Origin of the sequence: Alistipes ihumii AP11 (assembly GCF_025144665.1) — a bacterium.
Taxonomy (GTDB): Bacteria; Bacteroidota; Bacteroidia; order Bacteroidales; family Rikenellaceae; genus Alistipes_A; species Alistipes_A ihumii.
Map to the genome: position 1 here is coordinate 543,119 of NZ_CP102294.1, position 15,499 is coordinate 558,617.

Below are 15,499 nucleotides of genomic sequence, written 5' to 3' on the forward strand. Positions count from 1 at the left end.
AGCGGCTTTTACGTGGCGATCGGCACCGGATCAAAACTGCCGACATCCGAAAAAAGAACGGCTTATGTATGAGAGCGGTTTTCGCGGACATACGAGCGAAGAAACAAAGCGTTCCGGAGCCGACGGTTCCGGAACGCTTTGTACGACAGATCGAAAAACTATTTCTTTTCAGGCTTGACTATTCCTTCCCGCATCCGGGTGTCGGCCTGAATATTCTGAAACTTGTAATAATCCATAACGCCCAGATTGCCGTTGCGGAAAGCTTCGGCGATCGCCATCGGAATCTCCGCCTCCGCTTCGATCACCCTGGCGCGCGCCTCCTGAGCCTTAGCGATCATCTCCTGTTCCAGAGCGACGGCCATCGCGCGCTTTTCCTCGGCCTTGGCCTGCGCGATGTTCTTGTCGGCATTGGCCTGATCCATTTGCAGGAAAGCGCCGATATTCTTGCCCACGTCGATGTCGGCGATGTCGATCGACAGAATCTCGAAAGCCGTACCGGCATCCAAACCCTTCTCGAGCACCACGCGCGAAATGAAGTCGGGATTCTCGAGCACGGTCTTATGCGAATCCGACGAGCCGATCGACGAAACGATTCCCTCGCCGACACGCGCCAGCACGGTATCTTCGCCCGCGCCTCCGACCAATTGCTTGATATTGGCGCGAACCGTTACGCGGGCCTTGGCGATCAGCTGGATACCGTCCTTGGCCACGGCAGCCACGGGAGGCGTATTGATCACTTTCGGATTGACCGACATCTGGACCGCTTCGGCCACGTTACGGCCGGCCAGATCGATCGCGGCCGCCATGCGGAAATCGAGCGCAATGTTCGCTTTCTGGGCCGAAATAAGTGCCGTTACCACATTGGGGACGTTGCCGCCCGCCAGATAGTGCGCTTCCAGATCGTTCGCGGTCAGGTGCAGCCCCGCTTTCGTTCCCGCGATCAGCTGGTTGACGATCACCGAGGGGGGGACCTTGCGGAAACGCATCAGCACCAACTGAATCAGGCTGATCCGCACGCCCGATACCAACGCGGAAAACCACAGGCCGATCGGGATAAAGTAAAGAATGAACCACAGCAGCACGAGCGCCACGAAGGCCACGACAATCCAAATTCCCAGTTCCATACAATCTATTTATTAAAAGTTCAATACAATTCACACAACCGGACAAGACTCCCTTAGGAGTTCTTCCCGGGAAAGGCTTCGGGTCGCTCCTCCGCTCTTTCCTGCACCGCAACCCGGCGGACGACCACCGCCGTATTGTCATACCCGATCACCTCGATGGCCTGCCGGGGATCGATATAGGCGTCCACCGACTTGGCCTCGACGGTAACGTCCCCGACCCGCACCTTGCCCATCGGGGCCAAGCGCGTCAGAGTCTCCCCGCGCTGGCCGATCCGAATGTCGTTCTGCTCTGCAGTAGGGGTAGACGTCGCATCGATCGTCGACTTGAGCGACAGCCGCTGCCACGTATTGGCACGCAGAGAAATCACTACGGCAGCCACCGCCACAATGATAATTGCGGCCAAAACGACCGAGCCCCCCAGAATCCCATACAGGAAAAAGCCGTACACGGCAGCTACGGCCAACGACAGAAAGGCCCCGATGCCTGCCACGCTAATGCCCGGCAGCAGGACCAACTCGGCCACCAGCAACAGTATGCCGACAATGATTAGCGTTATAATCAGCCACATAGATCGAAATGCATTTTGCGTCCCGACAGTAAATGCCGGAATTTTCAACAAGATAGTCTATTTTTCGGGAAAAACAATCGGCAAGCACTGAAAATCGGCCCCCGGCTACTCGGCTATCTCGAGTACGGCGGCACACCCCGGAGCCGAGGCATTGATCGCCTCGCAAACCGACTCGGCGGACAAACGGTCGTCGAAACTGCCGACCGAATAGAGAAAGGTTCCCTGACCGGTCGCAACCCGAGTCAGTTCCTTGCCCGGAGCTTGACGGCTCACGATCTCCCGTATTTCATCGCTGATATTCTCTTGCTGTCCCGATATTTCGATCCGATACAAGGGGCCTCCGTCCTTCGAAGACGTTCCGGATCCGCTTCTGATCATCTCGAACACCCCGTCGCGCCAAACGACGATCTCGGGCTTGCGGAATCCCATTTCCTTCAGTTTGGCCCAAGCAGCCTCGGCCTCCGACAGCTCGCGGAAAGCACCTGCGCAGTAACGGTAACGCCCCTCCTCGGTCCTGTCGTAGCATAGGGGGGAAACGCCCTTGAAAATGGAAACGGGCTGCTTTTGCTGAAACGCTCCGAGCTGTATGCGGTAAACCGTGCCGTACTGATCGGTCTCGTTCTCAGGAATCGGATTGCGGGCATTATAGACCGAAGGCGTCGTCCGCTCGATGTCGGAGTAAACGATAAACACCCTGCGCGCCGGGTCGATTTCCGGCATTCCGTACGAAAGGCGGGACGTCTCGGCCATACATTTTTCCAACGAATCGGATGCGGCCGTAAAGCCGAGCAGATCGGCCAGCGTCTTCTCATAAGAAAGCACGAGCTGCTTCTGCAACGGATATCCGTACAACGCCATCGACGCAACGCTGTCCTGCACGGCCATGACCTGCTGCCGGTTTTTCCGGAACCGGGCCTCGAAGTCGGCCAGCAGCTCGGTTTTGCCCATTTTGTCGAGCAAATAACCGTAAGCATATACTTTGTTGTCGTATATGAATCCCCATACGCCGGCGAGCGAATCGCCGATCGCCTCGTTCAGCGAGCGCACGACCGACAGACGCGAGTAGATCTCGTCGGCCTGCTGCCGGTCGGACGTAGCGGCGTATTGCGCGGCCAAAGAGTCCAGACGGGCATAGTTCGACATGTAGCGAGCGATCAGCCGACCGGGCAACGTCTCCTTCTGCTGCGCCTCGAGCAGCGAGCGGTAGTCGGCAGCCGACAAATGGTCCCTGAAATAGGCGTTGTAGACCAGATTACGCACTTGCTCGCCCGCCGCTTTCGGTCCGACGACAGTCCCGGACGGTCCGGAACCGTTCATATTGCTTACGATGAACTCTTGCTCGATCGTTCCGATTTCATTGGCAGTCACACCGATACGATTGCGAATTTCATACAGTTCCTTTTCCAGACGTAAGATTTCGGCCCCGTACTTCTCCCGCTCGTCGGGCGACGAGTGCGAAGAGAACAGCTCGCGGGTATCGCCGATAATGCGCACCACGGAATCTTCCATGCGGTGGAGCTGCTGTTCCCTTCCCAGCAACTCCATGTATTTTTGATCGTTCTCCAATCCGGCCACCCGCGCCGAGACATTTTGCCCGAAAAGCACGCACGGAAACGCCGAAAGACACAGAAAAAAAACGAATCTATTCATTACAAGAATATTGAATACCGTTATCTCTTTCAAAAATTCATATACCTATTTCCACCAATTGGTAACGAACAATTGCAACAGACCGAAAATTTCGAGCCGGCCGAGCAGCATGAACACCGTACAAATATACTTAATCGCTCCGGGAAAATCATGATAATTGCTCATGCTTCCGGCTTTTCCGAAACCGACGCCCGCATTGGCCATGCACGAAGCCGTCATGCTGAAACTCGTCTCGAGGTCCATGCCGAACGCAGCTACAACGATTGTACCCAAAGCCAGCAGCATCAGGTAGAACACGATGAACAGCATGGCCATGTCGACAACGCTTTGTTCCTGTATCACGCCGTTGAGCTTGACGCGAATCACGGCATTGGGGTGCTGCCGGCGAATCATCATCGCCCGGATCGTCTTGAACGCCAGCAGCACACGGTCGCATTTGATTCCGCCGGTAGTCGATCCGGCACAGGCGCACTGCATCGTAAAGAGTATCAGCACTATAATAGCCAACGGCGTCCAAACTGACGAATCGGCCGTAGCGAAACCGGTCGTCGAAGACACCGATACGACCTGAAAAAAGCCGTAGCGCATCGACGAGGCAAAAGTCGGATACATATCGCTCGCCCAAAGGCTGACCGAAACGATCAGACCTCCGAACAACAGCGACAGAACATAGTAGCGACTGATCTCGGAACGGAATATATTGTTGCTTTTCCCGGTCAGCGTAGCGAAAATCAGTCCGAAATGAAGCCCCGATACGGCCATGAAAAACACGACGATCATCTCGATCCACAGACTGCCGTACGCCGCGATACTGGCATTCCTCGTACAGAATCCTCCCGTGGCGATCGTCGAAAACGAATTGCACACGGCCTCGAACCAGCTCATTCCCGCCATCCGGAGCAATACCGTCTCGACCAACGTCAGACCGACATAGACGACCAGCAGAATCTGCAGGATTTTCTGCGTCCGGTAGCGGAAATTATCCTTGGCCATGGACGAAAGCTCGACGCTCGACAGGCGCATCTTGGTCGATCCCATCGACGGCAGGACGACCAGAACGAACATCACAACGCCCACGCCGCCCAACCAATGGGTCGAGGCTCGCCAGAAAAGAAGCCCCCGCGGCAGCGCCTCCACATTGCTCAGGCTGGTCGATCCGGTCGTAGTAAAGCCCGAAACGGCCTCGAACCAGGCGTCCGAAACCGAAAACTCGCCTCCCCAAAGCACGTAGGGGAGCATACCGGCCAGACACGACATCAGCCACGCCCCGACAACGATCGCATAGCCCTCCTTGCTGGAGATCTGTCCGCCGCGCGGAACGAATATCAGCGGGAAAGCGCCTAAAATGGCCGTCAATACGAAACTCTGTAACAACGGGTAGAAACCGGTATCCATGCCTCCGAGCAACGATACCACGACCGACAGCAACATAAAAGCTGCGTCCAGCAGCAAGATCAACCCTACATATCTCAGTACGACGTTCAACCGCATGGCGCCACTGTCTTTATTTGCTCTGATCGATCAGCGACTCGATCCGCTCCTTCAGTCTGTATACCTCGTCTTTTCCCTCGACAGTCACCTTGAAAGGCATCTTCGAATCGAGATAGGCTTTCAGAGCGCTGTCGATTTTCAGCACGGGAGTGATATAGTACAGATTGACGAAATAGTAGAATATCAGCACGATCACGATGGCGATCACCAGCGCGATGAATCCGGGCATCGTCGCCCGGTAGGCATTGTCCTCCAGCCGCCTCGCCTTGGCGTCCATCATATTCTGGGACGAGACCATGAAATTCTTGATCGAGGAGGTCAGGTCCGAATAGGAGGTCTTGTAGATATCGACGAACCAGTCCACGTTCTCCTTTCGCAGGCTGTCTCGCAGGTAAGCGCCGACCGTCTCGTTGTAGCTGATGTTGGCCGCATAGACCGAATCGAATCCCTGCAGGTCGCGGATCGAGATTTTCGCGTCGCTGATAGCCGCCTCGAACTTCTCGCGTCCGGCATGCAGCAGCGAATCGCTCTCGCGGTCGCTCCGGCCCGAAACGATGATCTGAAGCAGAGCCGTGTTCTGATCCTGAACGGCGTCGAGCATCGTCTTGGACAACTCCATGTTTTTCAGGCTGGCGCCCAGCATGCTCTGCGTCGAGCGGCTCAGCTTGCTGAGCTCGAAAAAAGAGATCAGTCCAGAGAAGAAAAGCAAAAGGCCCAGCGCCAGAAATCCCAGCCGGATTTTTTCCCGAATACCCATGTTTTTCATACGCCCGAGTTTTTACGGAAATACAAATGTAGGCATTTTACAGCGTTTTCGCCACCCCTCACGCGAGAAACGTCGCGTCCATCGCCGCCCCATCGTCCGAAGCACGCAATACCACCGGAGAGATCGTATTCACCCGGCTGCGATCGAACGGAGCGCGCACCTTGATATAGTTTTCGCTATAGCCGAACATCCGGCCGTCCCGCCGGGTGCTTTCCCACAACACCGACGCCGTCCGGCCGTCATGGCTGCGGCAGAACGCCCGGTGCAGGCGGTCGCACAACTCACCGAGCGCGGCCGCCCGGCGCTCGATTACCGGAGCCGGAACACGTCCGGGCAGATCGGCCGCCGGAGTACCGGGACGGACGGAGTAGGGGAAAACGTGCAGAAACGCAGGCTCAATCCGTTCCAGAAAATCGTAGGTCCGGGCGAAGTCGTCGTCCGTCTCCCCGGGAAAGCCGACGATCACGTCGATCCCCAGAAAGGCATCGGGCATGGCGCGCCGCACGGCTCCGATCCTCTCGGCGAATTTCGTCGTATTGTAACGGCGGCGCATCAGACCCAGAATCCGGTCGCAACCGCTTTGTATCGGAATGTGGAAATGAGGTTGAAACTTCTCCGAAGCGGCCGTGAACGCGATGACTTCGTCGGAAAGCAGATTCGGCTCGATCGACGAGATCCGGTAGCGATCGATCCCTCGAACCCCGTCGAGCGCCCGCAGCAAATCGACGAACCGCTCGCCGGTCGTTTTGCCGAAGTCGCCCGTATTGATCCCCGTCAACACGATTTCGCGCCGGCCGCCGGCCGCAATACGTTCCGCCTCGGCGACCAGATCGGCGATCGGCAGGTTGCGGCTTGCGCCCCGCGCCAGCGGGATCGTGCAATAGCTGCAACGATAGTCGCAGCCGTCCTGCACTTTCAGGAACGAGCGGGTCCTGTCCCCGGTCGAGAACGCGGCGAAAAACGAGGTCAGCTCGTCAGCCTCGCAGCCGTGAACGACGGTCCCGCCCTTGCTTCGCATCGAAGCGATCCGCTCGAAAAGCGATCCCTTGTCGCCGTTGCCGACGACCAGATCGACACCCTCGATCGAGGCCAGTTCCCGAGGCCGGAGCTGGGCATAGCATCCGGTTACGGCGACCAGCGCGCGCGGATTCTCCCGGATCAGCCGTCGTACCAGATTGCGGCATTTCTTATCGGCATGCTCGGTTACCGAACAACTGTTCACGACATAGATGTCGGCGGGCTCCCCCCGTCGCGCGCGACAGAACCCGCCGGCTTCGAACTCGCGCGCGATCGTGGATGTCTCCGAAAAGTTCATCTTGCAGCCCAGCGTATAGAATCCGACCTTTTTCCCTTGCGACATGACCCGTGATTTCCATTGATGAGTTGCAAATGTACGAAACTGCCGTCTATTTTTCACCGGTCAAAATCCTCCGACCCGAACGTTTTAGTGAAAAAAGGGTTAGTTTTGCCGTCGGTTCCCTCTTCAAACGACCGTTATGGGCTTCTTTTCAGAAATTCTCCAATACAAGTTCCTCGCCAACGCAACGCTCGCCTGTCTGCTGTGCGGTATCGCCTGCGGCCTTGTCGGCACATACGTCGTATGCCGCAGGCTGGTGTTCCTGAGCGGGGGCATCACGCACGCTTCGTTCGGAGGTATCGGCATGGCCTACTACCTCGGCGCCGATCCGATCGCCGGCGCGCTGCTTTTCGCCGTCGCCTCGGCGCTGGGCATCGAGGCGACGTCCTCCGGAAAGCGTATCCGCGAAGACTCGGCCATCGGACTGATCTGGTCGCTCGGCATGGCTTTGGGCATCATCTTCATATATCTGACCCCGGGTTACGCACCGAACCTTATGAGCTTTCTGTTCGGCAACATCCTGAGCGTCACGTCGGCCGATCTGCTCTGGATGGGGGCGGTCGACGCGGCGATCGTCGCCGGTTTCGCTCTGTTTTACCGGCCGATTCTCTACGTGGCATTCGACCGAGACTACTCCCGGAGCCAAAACATGCCGACCCGGCTCGTAAGCTATGCCATGGCGGCTCTCGTAGCCGTCACGATCGTCATGTCGATCCGCGTGGCAGGCATCGTGCTGCTGATCTCGCTGCTGACCATACCGGCCGTCGTCGCGAACCAGCTGACCCAGTCTTTCGGCCGCATGCTCCCCGTCTCCACGCTGATCGCCGTCCTCGGCTCTTTCGCCGGACTGTACATCGGCTACCGGAACGACGTCCCTTCGGGAGCCGTCACAATATTTGTCCTCACTCTTACGCTTATTGTCGTAAAACTATTACCTTTGCGTACCCTCAAGCGTAAAACCGACGGATGAAAACAGTCCACAAGCTCATACTGAAGTCCTATGCCGGGCCGATGGTCCTGACATTCTTCATAGTGCTTTTCGTTTTCATCATGCAGTTCATGTGGCGCTACATCGACGAGCTGGTCGGCAAAGGGCTCGGCATGGACGTGATTCTGGAACTGATGATGTACGCGGCCGTCACGCTGATCCCGATGGTGCTGCCGCTGGCCACGCTGTTCGCCGCCGTGATGACGATGGGCAACATGGGCGAGAATTACGAACTGCTCGCGCTCAAGTCGGCCGGCATCTCCCTGCCGAAAATCATGCGTCCGCTGATCATATTGGTGCTGTTCGTAGCCGTCGGCAGCTTTTTCGTCGCCAATAATCTGGTGCCGATCGCTACGAAAAAAATCTCCGCCCTGTTGTACGATATCCGTCAGCAGAAACAGTCGATCGAATTCAAGGACGGGCTGTTTTTCAACGGCATGGACGACATCAGCATCCGGGTGGACCGTCAGGACCCCAAAACGAAACTTCTGAACGGCGTGCTGATCTACGACACGAGCGATCCGAACGGCAATATGACCACGACGCTGGCCGACTCGGGCTACATCTCCCTGTCGGACGACAAGAAGTATCTGCTGGTCACCCTGTACAGCGGCGAGCGCTACGAGCAGGCGAGAGGCTACAAATGGTTCGACAACAGCGAACTGCGCCAAAATATCTTCGACGTGTACAACATGGTGATGAAGGTGCCCGGCTTCGACTTCGAGCGAACCGACCAGTCGATGTTCAACGGCAGCCAAACCAAGAACGTCAGGGAACTTCAGGCCGGAATCGACTCGCTCGAGAAAATCAGCTCCGAGTCGGCCAGCGCCTCGTACGAACCGCTGCTCAATACGTTCATCTTCCCTTTCGACAAAAGCCTGGCCAGCGACTCGATTCCCCATGTCGACATGCCCCGGGCCGAACTAGCCGAAAAGATCGAGAACCTTCCCGTCCGGTCGAAAGTATCGATCTACGACGTCGCGCTGAACAAGGCGCGCAATTCGCGCAGTTACTATTCGTTCGACGAGGCGACTTCCAAGGAGGCGCTGAACCAGTTGTACCGATACAAGGTCGAGTGGCACAAGAAAATGTCGCTGCCCGTATCGATCATGATTTTCTTCCTGATCGGGGCTCCGCTCGGAGCCATTATACGCAAGGGGGGGCTCGGCATGCCGGTCGTCGTCTCGGTCGGCTTTTTCGTGATCTACTACATCATCACGATCACCGGCGAAAAGATGGCGCGGGAAGGTTCGTGGGACTCGTTTCTGGGCATGTGGATCGCAACGTTCATTCTGCTTCCGATCTCGGTATACCTGACTTATAAGGCGACCAACGATTCCAACCTGTTCAACGCCGAGTGGTATCTTGCGCGCTATAAGAAAATCAGTGCTTTCTTCCGGAGCCTTTTCCGGCGGAATGCCCTCCGGGGAGGATTGCCTCCCGCCGGCACAGCCGGTTCCGAAACACGCTAAATAAACACAGACTTTCGATATGACATCCAAACAACCTCAAGAGAGAATATTGAGTTCCGTAGAGGAAGCGATCGAGGAGATCCGGGCAGGCCGGGTACTGATCGTGGTCGACGACGAGGACCGCGAGAACGAGGGCGACTTCATCGTCGCCGGCGAAAAGATCACGCCCGAAATCGTCAATTTCATGGCGGCCCACGGGCGCGGGCTGATCTGCGCTCCGCTGCCCGAATCGCGCTGCGAGGAGCTGAACCTGCCGATGATGGTCACCCACAACACGTCGCTGCACGAGACCCCGTTCACCGTCTCGGTCGACCTGACTACGCAAGGATGCACGACCGGAATCTCCGTGGCCGACCGGGCCAAGACGATCCGCGCGCTGGTCGATCCGGCCACGAAGCCCGAAGAACTGGGCCGCCCCGGACACATATTTCCGCTCCGGGCGCGCGAACGCGGCGTGCTGCGCCGTCCCGGCCATACCGAGGCGGTCGTCGACCTGACCCGCATGGCCGGACTGACGCCCGGCGGGGCGCTGGTCGAAATCATGAACGAGGACGGCACGATGGCGCGCCTGCCCCAATTGCATGAGATCGCGAAGAAACACGGTCTGAAAATCGTCTCGATCGCCGATCTGATCGCATTCCGCCTGCAGACCGAGTCGATCGTCGAAAAGGGCGAGACGGTCGACATGCCGACCCAATGGGGACATTTCCGCCTCACTCCGTTCCGGCAAAAAAGCAACGGACTGGAGCATTTCGCGCTGACCAAAGGAGAATGGGCTCCGGACGAGCCGGTGCTCGTGCGCGTGCACTCGTCCTGCATGACGGGCGACATCCTCGGATCGTACCGCTGCGACTGCGGTCCGCAGCTGCACGAGGCGATGCAGATGATCGAACGCGAGGGCAAGGGAGCGGTCGTCTACCTGAACCAAGAAGGCAGGGGAATCGGGCTGTGCAACAAGATCAAAGCCTATAAGCTGCAGGAGCAGGGATACGACACGGCCGAAGCCAACCTGAAGCTCGGCTTTCAGGTGGACGAGCGCGACTACGGGGTGGGAGCCGGCATCCTGCGCGAGATCGGTATCAAGAACATGCGCCTGATGACCAACAATCCGCTCAAGCGGGCCGGTTTGGAGGGATACGGGCTGCGCATCGTCGAGAACGTGCCGATCGTGATCGCCCCGAATCCGTTCAACGAGAAATACCTGAAAACCAAAGAGACGGTCATGGGCCACAGGCTGGGCCTCTTCAAAAAATAGGTTGCCCGCACCATGAGAATTGTCCACATCGCCGTTTGGACTCGCGACCTCGAAACGATGCGCGTTTTCTACGAGCGCTATTTCGGCGGTCGGAGCGGAGAGAAATACGTCAACCGAGCCAAGGGGTTCGAGTCGTATATGGTCCGTCTCGGCGACACGGCGCTGGAACTGATGCGAAGCGCGCGGATCGCCGACCGTGCGGAGCAGGACGAAAGGATAGGCTTCTGTCACATCGCCGTTTCGACAGGCAGCGCCGAGCAGGTCCGGGATCTGACCGAGCGGCTGAGGCGGGACGGATATGCCGTTTTGGGAGAGCCCCGCACGACGGGGGACGGATATTACGAAAGCGTCGTGGCCGATCCGGAGGGAAACCGCGTGGAAATCACAATCTGAAAAGCATGGAAGCAAAAAAACTGCGCATCGTATACATGGGAACGCCCGACTTCGCGGTATCCCCGCTCGCCAAGCTCGTCGAGGAGGGGTATAACGTCGTAGGCGTCGTCACGATGCCCGACAAGCCGTCGGGCAGGGGACTGCACGTACAACAGAGCGCGGTCAAGCGGTACGCATTGCAGGCGGGACTGCCCGTCTACCAGCCGGAGAAGCTCAGGGACCCGGCTTTCGTCGAAACATTCCGCTCGATGAGGCCCGATCTGGGCATCGTCATCGCGTTCCGCATGCTGCCCGAAATCATTTGGGCCGCTCCGAAGCTGGGAACGTTCAACTTGCATGCCTCGCTGCTGCCGCAGTACCGGGGCGCCGCCCCGATCAACTGGGCCTTGATCAACGGCGAGACCGAGACCGGTGTCACGACCTTCCTGCTGAACCGCGAGATCGACAAAGGAGCCGTGCTATGCCAGACGCGCGTGCCGATCGGTCCCGACGACGACGCCGGCACGCTCCACGACCGTCTGATGGAAGCGGGGACCGAACTGGTCGTCGAAACGATCGGAAAAATCGCGCAAGGAACCGTGACGGCCGTCGAACAGCCGACCGTCGACCCGGAATGCCTGAAGGGCGCTCCGAAAATATTCAAGGAAACGTGCCGTATCGACTGGCGGCAGCCTGCCGCCCGGATATGCAACCTGATCCGGGGACTGAGCCCGTATCCGGCCGCGTGGAGCGAGCTGAGCCGTCCGGACGCAACACCGGCCGGAGTCAAAATCTTCCGTGCGAAAGCCGAAGCGGGCCGGCCGGGAAAGGTCCCTGGAGCCATCGTAACGGACGGCAGGGCGGAAATCAAAGTAGCCTGCGCGGACGGCTATGTCCAAATCGAGGAACTGCAGATCGCCGGACGCCGGCGCATGACGACCGAGGAATTGCTCCGAGGGTTCAAGGAGATCGAAAGCTGCGCCTTCCGATAGCCGGCGAATGACCCGACCGGCTCGAATAAACCCCGATACATCTTTTCCATGTTCATAAAGATGTATTTTCGGCCCATTGCGGTTTTGCCCATTTTTTCTCGCAATTTATTAGACATAAGGCCGAATTTTGGAAAAGATTGATTATATTTGTTTTACCTATATGCAGCGCAACCCGATTTCTCTAAGTTGAACGATTACGGGAAAATTGACCTGCTTCGCGTCGTTTCACTTTGCATTGTATCGCTTGCCGGGGGCGTTGTCAGAAAATGAATGCAGAAAAGAGCGAACGGCAGGGAGAGAGTTTCACCCGAATGGAAACCGGATCGAACAATAATACCATCACGGAGAGTTTTCTCTATAACTGTGCGATATAGAAAACCGGGGCAGTTTATTCCGTATGCGCGACTTTCTCTTGAACCTGAACGAACATTAAATCCCAATTTTCAACCTCTATGTTAGGTCTTTGGCAACTATTCATGATCGGCATCGTGATTCTATGGTGCATCGCATTGGTTTTACTGATCAACCTGAAAGTAAGCTCTGTCAATAAATTATTATGGGCACTGATCGTTACTTTCGTTCCTTTGTTCGGAAGCATCGTTTTTCTCGTATGGAGAAAACGCTTTCTGAAGCAAGCCTGCGAGTCGGGGCAAACAAAACGATAAAATTTCGACACGGTGCGGCAAGTGATTGAGCCAGAAAATCCGTCCCAGTTTTCTTTCATAAGGCGACTTGGCATTGCTTCTATATGCCAGGTGCGTTCGCAACAGGAGTTTTTGTATCCGCCAGTCGCAGCTTGTGACTACAAGCCGCACGTCCGATGCAGCCCTCATCTAAGTCCATCCGCTGGAGAAAACTTGATGCCGAGGAACCGGAAACCTTGGGAATGCAAGGGCCGGCACAACGAAGTATATAACCGGGTTTTCCCCTAAGTCACATAAATTAAAAGAGGAGCCGATTTTCCTGATCGATCGGCACCTCTTTCCGCAACAACTGCTTTCGGCTATGGTTAGGCCGTAGCGAGCCGGATAATCTCCATCCCGTGACGCATGGCCGCTTCGTTGGCAGGCAACAGACGGGCCATCCGTTCGGGCAACGATTTGGCTAGTCCCGCAAACGCGTTTTCGAGCGTGACGACCGGCCGAACCTTCAGATAGCCGCCCAGAATCATTGTGTTGAAAACCCGGATATTGCCCAGCCGGGCCGCTTCGGCCGTCGCGTCGATCGAATAGACGCGAATATCGCTCCGCGAGGGCGGACGCACGATCCCGTTCGGATCGTAGATCAGCACGCCGCCCGGCTTGACCTTCGGCTCGAACTTGTCCATGCTCTGCTGGTTCAGAATAACGGCCGTGTCGTAGTCGTGCGCGATCGGCGAGCTGATCCGCTCGTCGCTCAGAATGACCGTCACATTAGCCGTACCGCCACGCATCTCGGGGCCGTAAGAAGGCATCCACGTCACTTCGAGTCCCTGCACGACGCCCGAATAGGCGAGAATCTTTCCCATCGACAGCACCCCTTGTCCGCCGAATCCGGCTATGATAAGCTCCTCCTTGAACATATACTTTCGTTTTTAACCGTTAATACCCCGATGCGGGATCAGCCCTTGATGTCCCCGAGCGGATAGAACGGGAACATGTGCTCCTCCATCCACCGGTTCGCCTCGACCGGCGTCAGCTTCCAGCCCGAATTGCACGTAGCGACGAACTCGACGAACGAGAGCCCCTCGCCGTGCATCGAATTGTCGAACGCCTTGCGGATCGCTTTCTTCGCCTTGCGGACGGCCGCCGGCGTATGAACGCTCTGACGCGTCAGATAGGTCACGCCGTCCAGATGCGCGAGCATGTCGGCGATCTTATACGGATAGCCGTGCAGCTTCGGGTCGCGGCCGTCGGGCGTCGTGGCCGTCCTCATGCCCGTGAGCGTCGTCGGAGCCATTTGGCCGCCGGTCATGCCGTAAATCGCATTATTGACGTAGATGATCGTAATGCGGTCGCCCCGATTGCAGGCATGGATCGTCTCGCCGGTCCCGATCGCGGCCAGATCGCCGTCGCCCTGATAGGTAAACACAAGTTTCGACGGATTGAGGCGCTTGGCGGCCGTGGCGACTGCGGCGGCCCGGCCGTGGGCCGCCTCGATCCAGTCGATGTCGATATAATTGTAAGCCAACACGGAACATCCGACCGGAGAAATCCCGATCGCATCGTGCTCCAGCCCCATTTCGTCGATCACCTCGGCGACCAGCTTGTGAATCACTCCGTGACTGCATCCCGGACAATAGTGCATCGTATTGTCCGTAATCAGGCGCGGCTTGGCGTATACCCGGTTTTCGGGCGATATGTTCACTTCAAATTCTGCCATAACCTTTTACTGCAATGAAAAGTTCGACTTCAGCGCATCGTATACTTCGCCGGGCGAATGCACGACGCCCCCCGTGCGGCCGTAATGGCGGACCGGCACGCGGAAGCGCGAGGCCAGCATCACGTCCTCGACCATCTGCCCCGTGCTCATCTCGACGGACAGGAATCCTTTCACGCGGCGGGACAGCCCGTCGATCGCCTCGGTCGGGAACGGGAAGAGCGTGATCGGCCTCAACAGTCCGACCCGATGGCCGTCCGCCCGGGCCATCTCGACCACCTTCAGCGCGATACGGGCCGAAGACCCGTAGGCCACGAGCACGTAGTCGGCATCGTCGCAAAGCGTCTGCTCGAAGCGAACCTCGTCGCGGCGGATCGCATCGTACTTGGCTTTCAGTTTCAGATTGAAACGCTCCTGTACGAGCGAGTCGAGCTCGACGGACGTAACGATGTTCCGCCCGCGCGAAGACGGCTTGCCCGTGGCGGCCCACGCGCCGCACCGCTCGGCAATCCGGTCGTCGGTCCAGCGGGGACGGGCGGGCGACAGCACGACCTTCTCCATCATCTGGCCGATCACGCCGTCCGAGAGAATCATCACCGGATTGCGATATTTGAACGCCAAATCGAATCCCAGCGGCACGAAATCGTACATCTCCTGCACGGAATAGGGCGCCAGCACGATCAGATGGTAATCGCCGTGCCCGCCGCCCTTGACGGCCTGAAAATAGTCGGCCTGCGAAGGCTGGATCGTACCGAGCCCCGGACCTCCCCTCGACACGTTGACCACCACGCACGGCAGCTCGGCCCCGGCCAGATAGCTCAGCCCCTCGCACATCAGACTGATGCCGGGGCTTGACGACGAGGTCATCACGCGCTTGCCGGTCGCCGCTCCGCCATACACCATGTTGATCGCAGCGACCTCGCTCTCGGCCTGAATCACCGTCATGCCCGAAGTCTCCCACGGACGCATTTCCATCAGCGTTTCGAGCACTTCGGACTGGGGCGTTATCGGATAGCCGAAATAGCCGTCGCAGCCGCACCGCACGGCGGCTTCGGCGACCACCTCGTTCCCTTTCATCAATTTGATCTCTTCCATATCGCTATGA

At 57.7% G+C, this 15,499-nt stretch carries 15 protein-coding genes; 6 read left to right on the forward strand and 9 right to left on the reverse strand.

All coding sequences use genetic code 11. The features are described 5' to 3' along the window. Positions 1–158: 158 nt before the first annotated feature. The 6 genes from floA to mtaB form a co-directional block, all read right to left on the reverse strand. Entirely contained in the window at positions 159–1,124 is a 966-nt protein-coding gene (gene floA, locus NQ491_RS02215; protein ID WP_019244976.1) for a flotillin-like protein FloA, read from the reverse strand. Between the two features lie 53 nt (positions 1,125–1,177). Then, positions 1,178–1,693, reverse strand: coding sequence for an NfeD family protein (locus NQ491_RS02220; protein WP_019244975.1), 516 nt, complete (start codon positions 1,691–1,693; stop codon positions 1,178–1,180). Between the two features lie 105 nt (positions 1,694–1,798). Further along, on the reverse strand, positions 1,799–3,238 hold the full coding sequence (locus NQ491_RS02225; protein WP_147524883.1) for a hypothetical protein: 1,440 nt from the start codon (positions 3,236–3,238) through the stop codon (positions 1,799–1,801). A 150-nt stretch (positions 3,239–3,388) separates the two neighbouring features. Then, a complete protein-coding gene (locus NQ491_RS02230) occupies positions 3,389–4,834 on the reverse strand; it encodes a TrkH family potassium uptake protein (RefSeq protein WP_019244973.1) in 1,446 nt (481 codons plus the stop codon). 13 nt (positions 4,835–4,847) lie between these two features. Next, positions 4,848–5,600, reverse strand: a complete 753-nt coding sequence (locus tag NQ491_RS02235; RefSeq protein ID WP_019244972.1) for an MCP four helix bundle domain-containing protein — start codon at positions 5,598–5,600, stop codon at positions 4,848–4,850. 58 nt (positions 5,601–5,658) lie between these two features. After that, positions 5,659–6,960, reverse strand: coding sequence for a tRNA (N(6)-L-threonylcarbamoyladenosine(37)-C(2))-methylthiotransferase MtaB (mtaB, locus tag NQ491_RS02240; protein ID WP_019244971.1), 1,302 nt, complete (start codon positions 6,958–6,960; stop codon positions 5,659–5,661). A gap of 136 nt (positions 6,961–7,096) precedes the next feature. Here mtaB and NQ491_RS02245 point away from each other — a divergent pair, with 136 nt between their 5' ends. The 6 genes from NQ491_RS02245 (at position 7,097) to NQ491_RS02270 (ending at position 12,701) form a co-directional block, all read left to right on the forward strand. Beyond that, the gene (locus NQ491_RS02245; protein ID WP_019244970.1) at positions 7,097–7,927 is read left to right on the forward strand and encodes a metal ABC transporter permease; all 831 of its coding nucleotides are present in this window, start codon (positions 7,097–7,099) and stop codon (positions 7,925–7,927) included. Continuing rightward, positions 7,924–9,417 carry an LptF/LptG family permease gene (locus tag NQ491_RS02250; protein WP_019244969.1) on the forward strand — a complete coding sequence of 498 codons (1,494 nt, stop codon included), beginning with the start codon at positions 7,924–7,926 and terminating at the stop codon, positions 9,415–9,417. Before NQ491_RS02245 ends, NQ491_RS02250 begins: the two co-directional genes overlap by 4 nt. A 19-nt stretch (positions 9,418–9,436) precedes the next feature. Beyond that, on the forward strand, positions 9,437–10,672 hold the full coding sequence (locus NQ491_RS02255; protein ID WP_034282573.1) for a bifunctional 3,4-dihydroxy-2-butanone-4-phosphate synthase/GTP cyclohydrolase II: 1,236 nt from the start codon (positions 9,437–9,439) through the stop codon (positions 10,670–10,672). Between the two features lie 12 nt (positions 10,673–10,684). Beyond that, a complete protein-coding gene (locus NQ491_RS02260; protein ID WP_026089500.1) occupies positions 10,685–11,065 on the forward strand; it encodes a VOC family protein in 381 nt (126 codons plus the stop codon). Between the two features lie 5 nt (positions 11,066–11,070). Beyond that, complete coding sequence (fmt, locus tag NQ491_RS02265) at positions 11,071–12,036, forward strand: methionyl-tRNA formyltransferase (protein ID WP_019244966.1); 966 nt, start codon at positions 11,071–11,073, stop codon at positions 12,034–12,036. Between the two features lie 452 nt (positions 12,037–12,488). Beyond that, complete coding sequence (locus NQ491_RS02270; protein ID WP_019244965.1) at positions 12,489–12,701, forward strand: PLD nuclease N-terminal domain-containing protein; 213 nt, start codon at positions 12,489–12,491, stop codon at positions 12,699–12,701. A 344-nt stretch (positions 12,702–13,045) separates the two neighbouring features. Here NQ491_RS02270 and NQ491_RS02275 read toward each other — a convergent pair whose 3' ends face one another. The 3 genes from NQ491_RS02275 to NQ491_RS02285 are packed head-to-tail and all read right to left on the reverse strand — an operon-like array spanning position 13,046 to position 15,489. Continuing rightward, positions 13,046–13,597: a 2-oxoacid:acceptor oxidoreductase family protein gene (locus NQ491_RS02275; protein WP_019244964.1), complete on the reverse strand. Its 552-nt coding sequence runs from the start codon at positions 13,595–13,597 to the stop codon at positions 13,046–13,048. A gap of 38 nt (positions 13,598–13,635) precedes the next feature. Next, positions 13,636–14,397, reverse strand: a complete 762-nt coding sequence (locus NQ491_RS02280) for a thiamine pyrophosphate-dependent enzyme (RefSeq protein ID WP_019244963.1) — start codon at positions 14,395–14,397, stop codon at positions 13,636–13,638. A 6-nt stretch (positions 14,398–14,403) separates the two neighbouring features. Continuing rightward, positions 14,404–15,489: a 3-methyl-2-oxobutanoate dehydrogenase subunit VorB gene (locus NQ491_RS02285; protein WP_019244962.1), complete on the reverse strand. Its 1,086-nt coding sequence runs from the start codon at positions 15,487–15,489 to the stop codon at positions 14,404–14,406. Between the last annotated feature and the right edge of the window lie 10 nt (positions 15,490–15,499).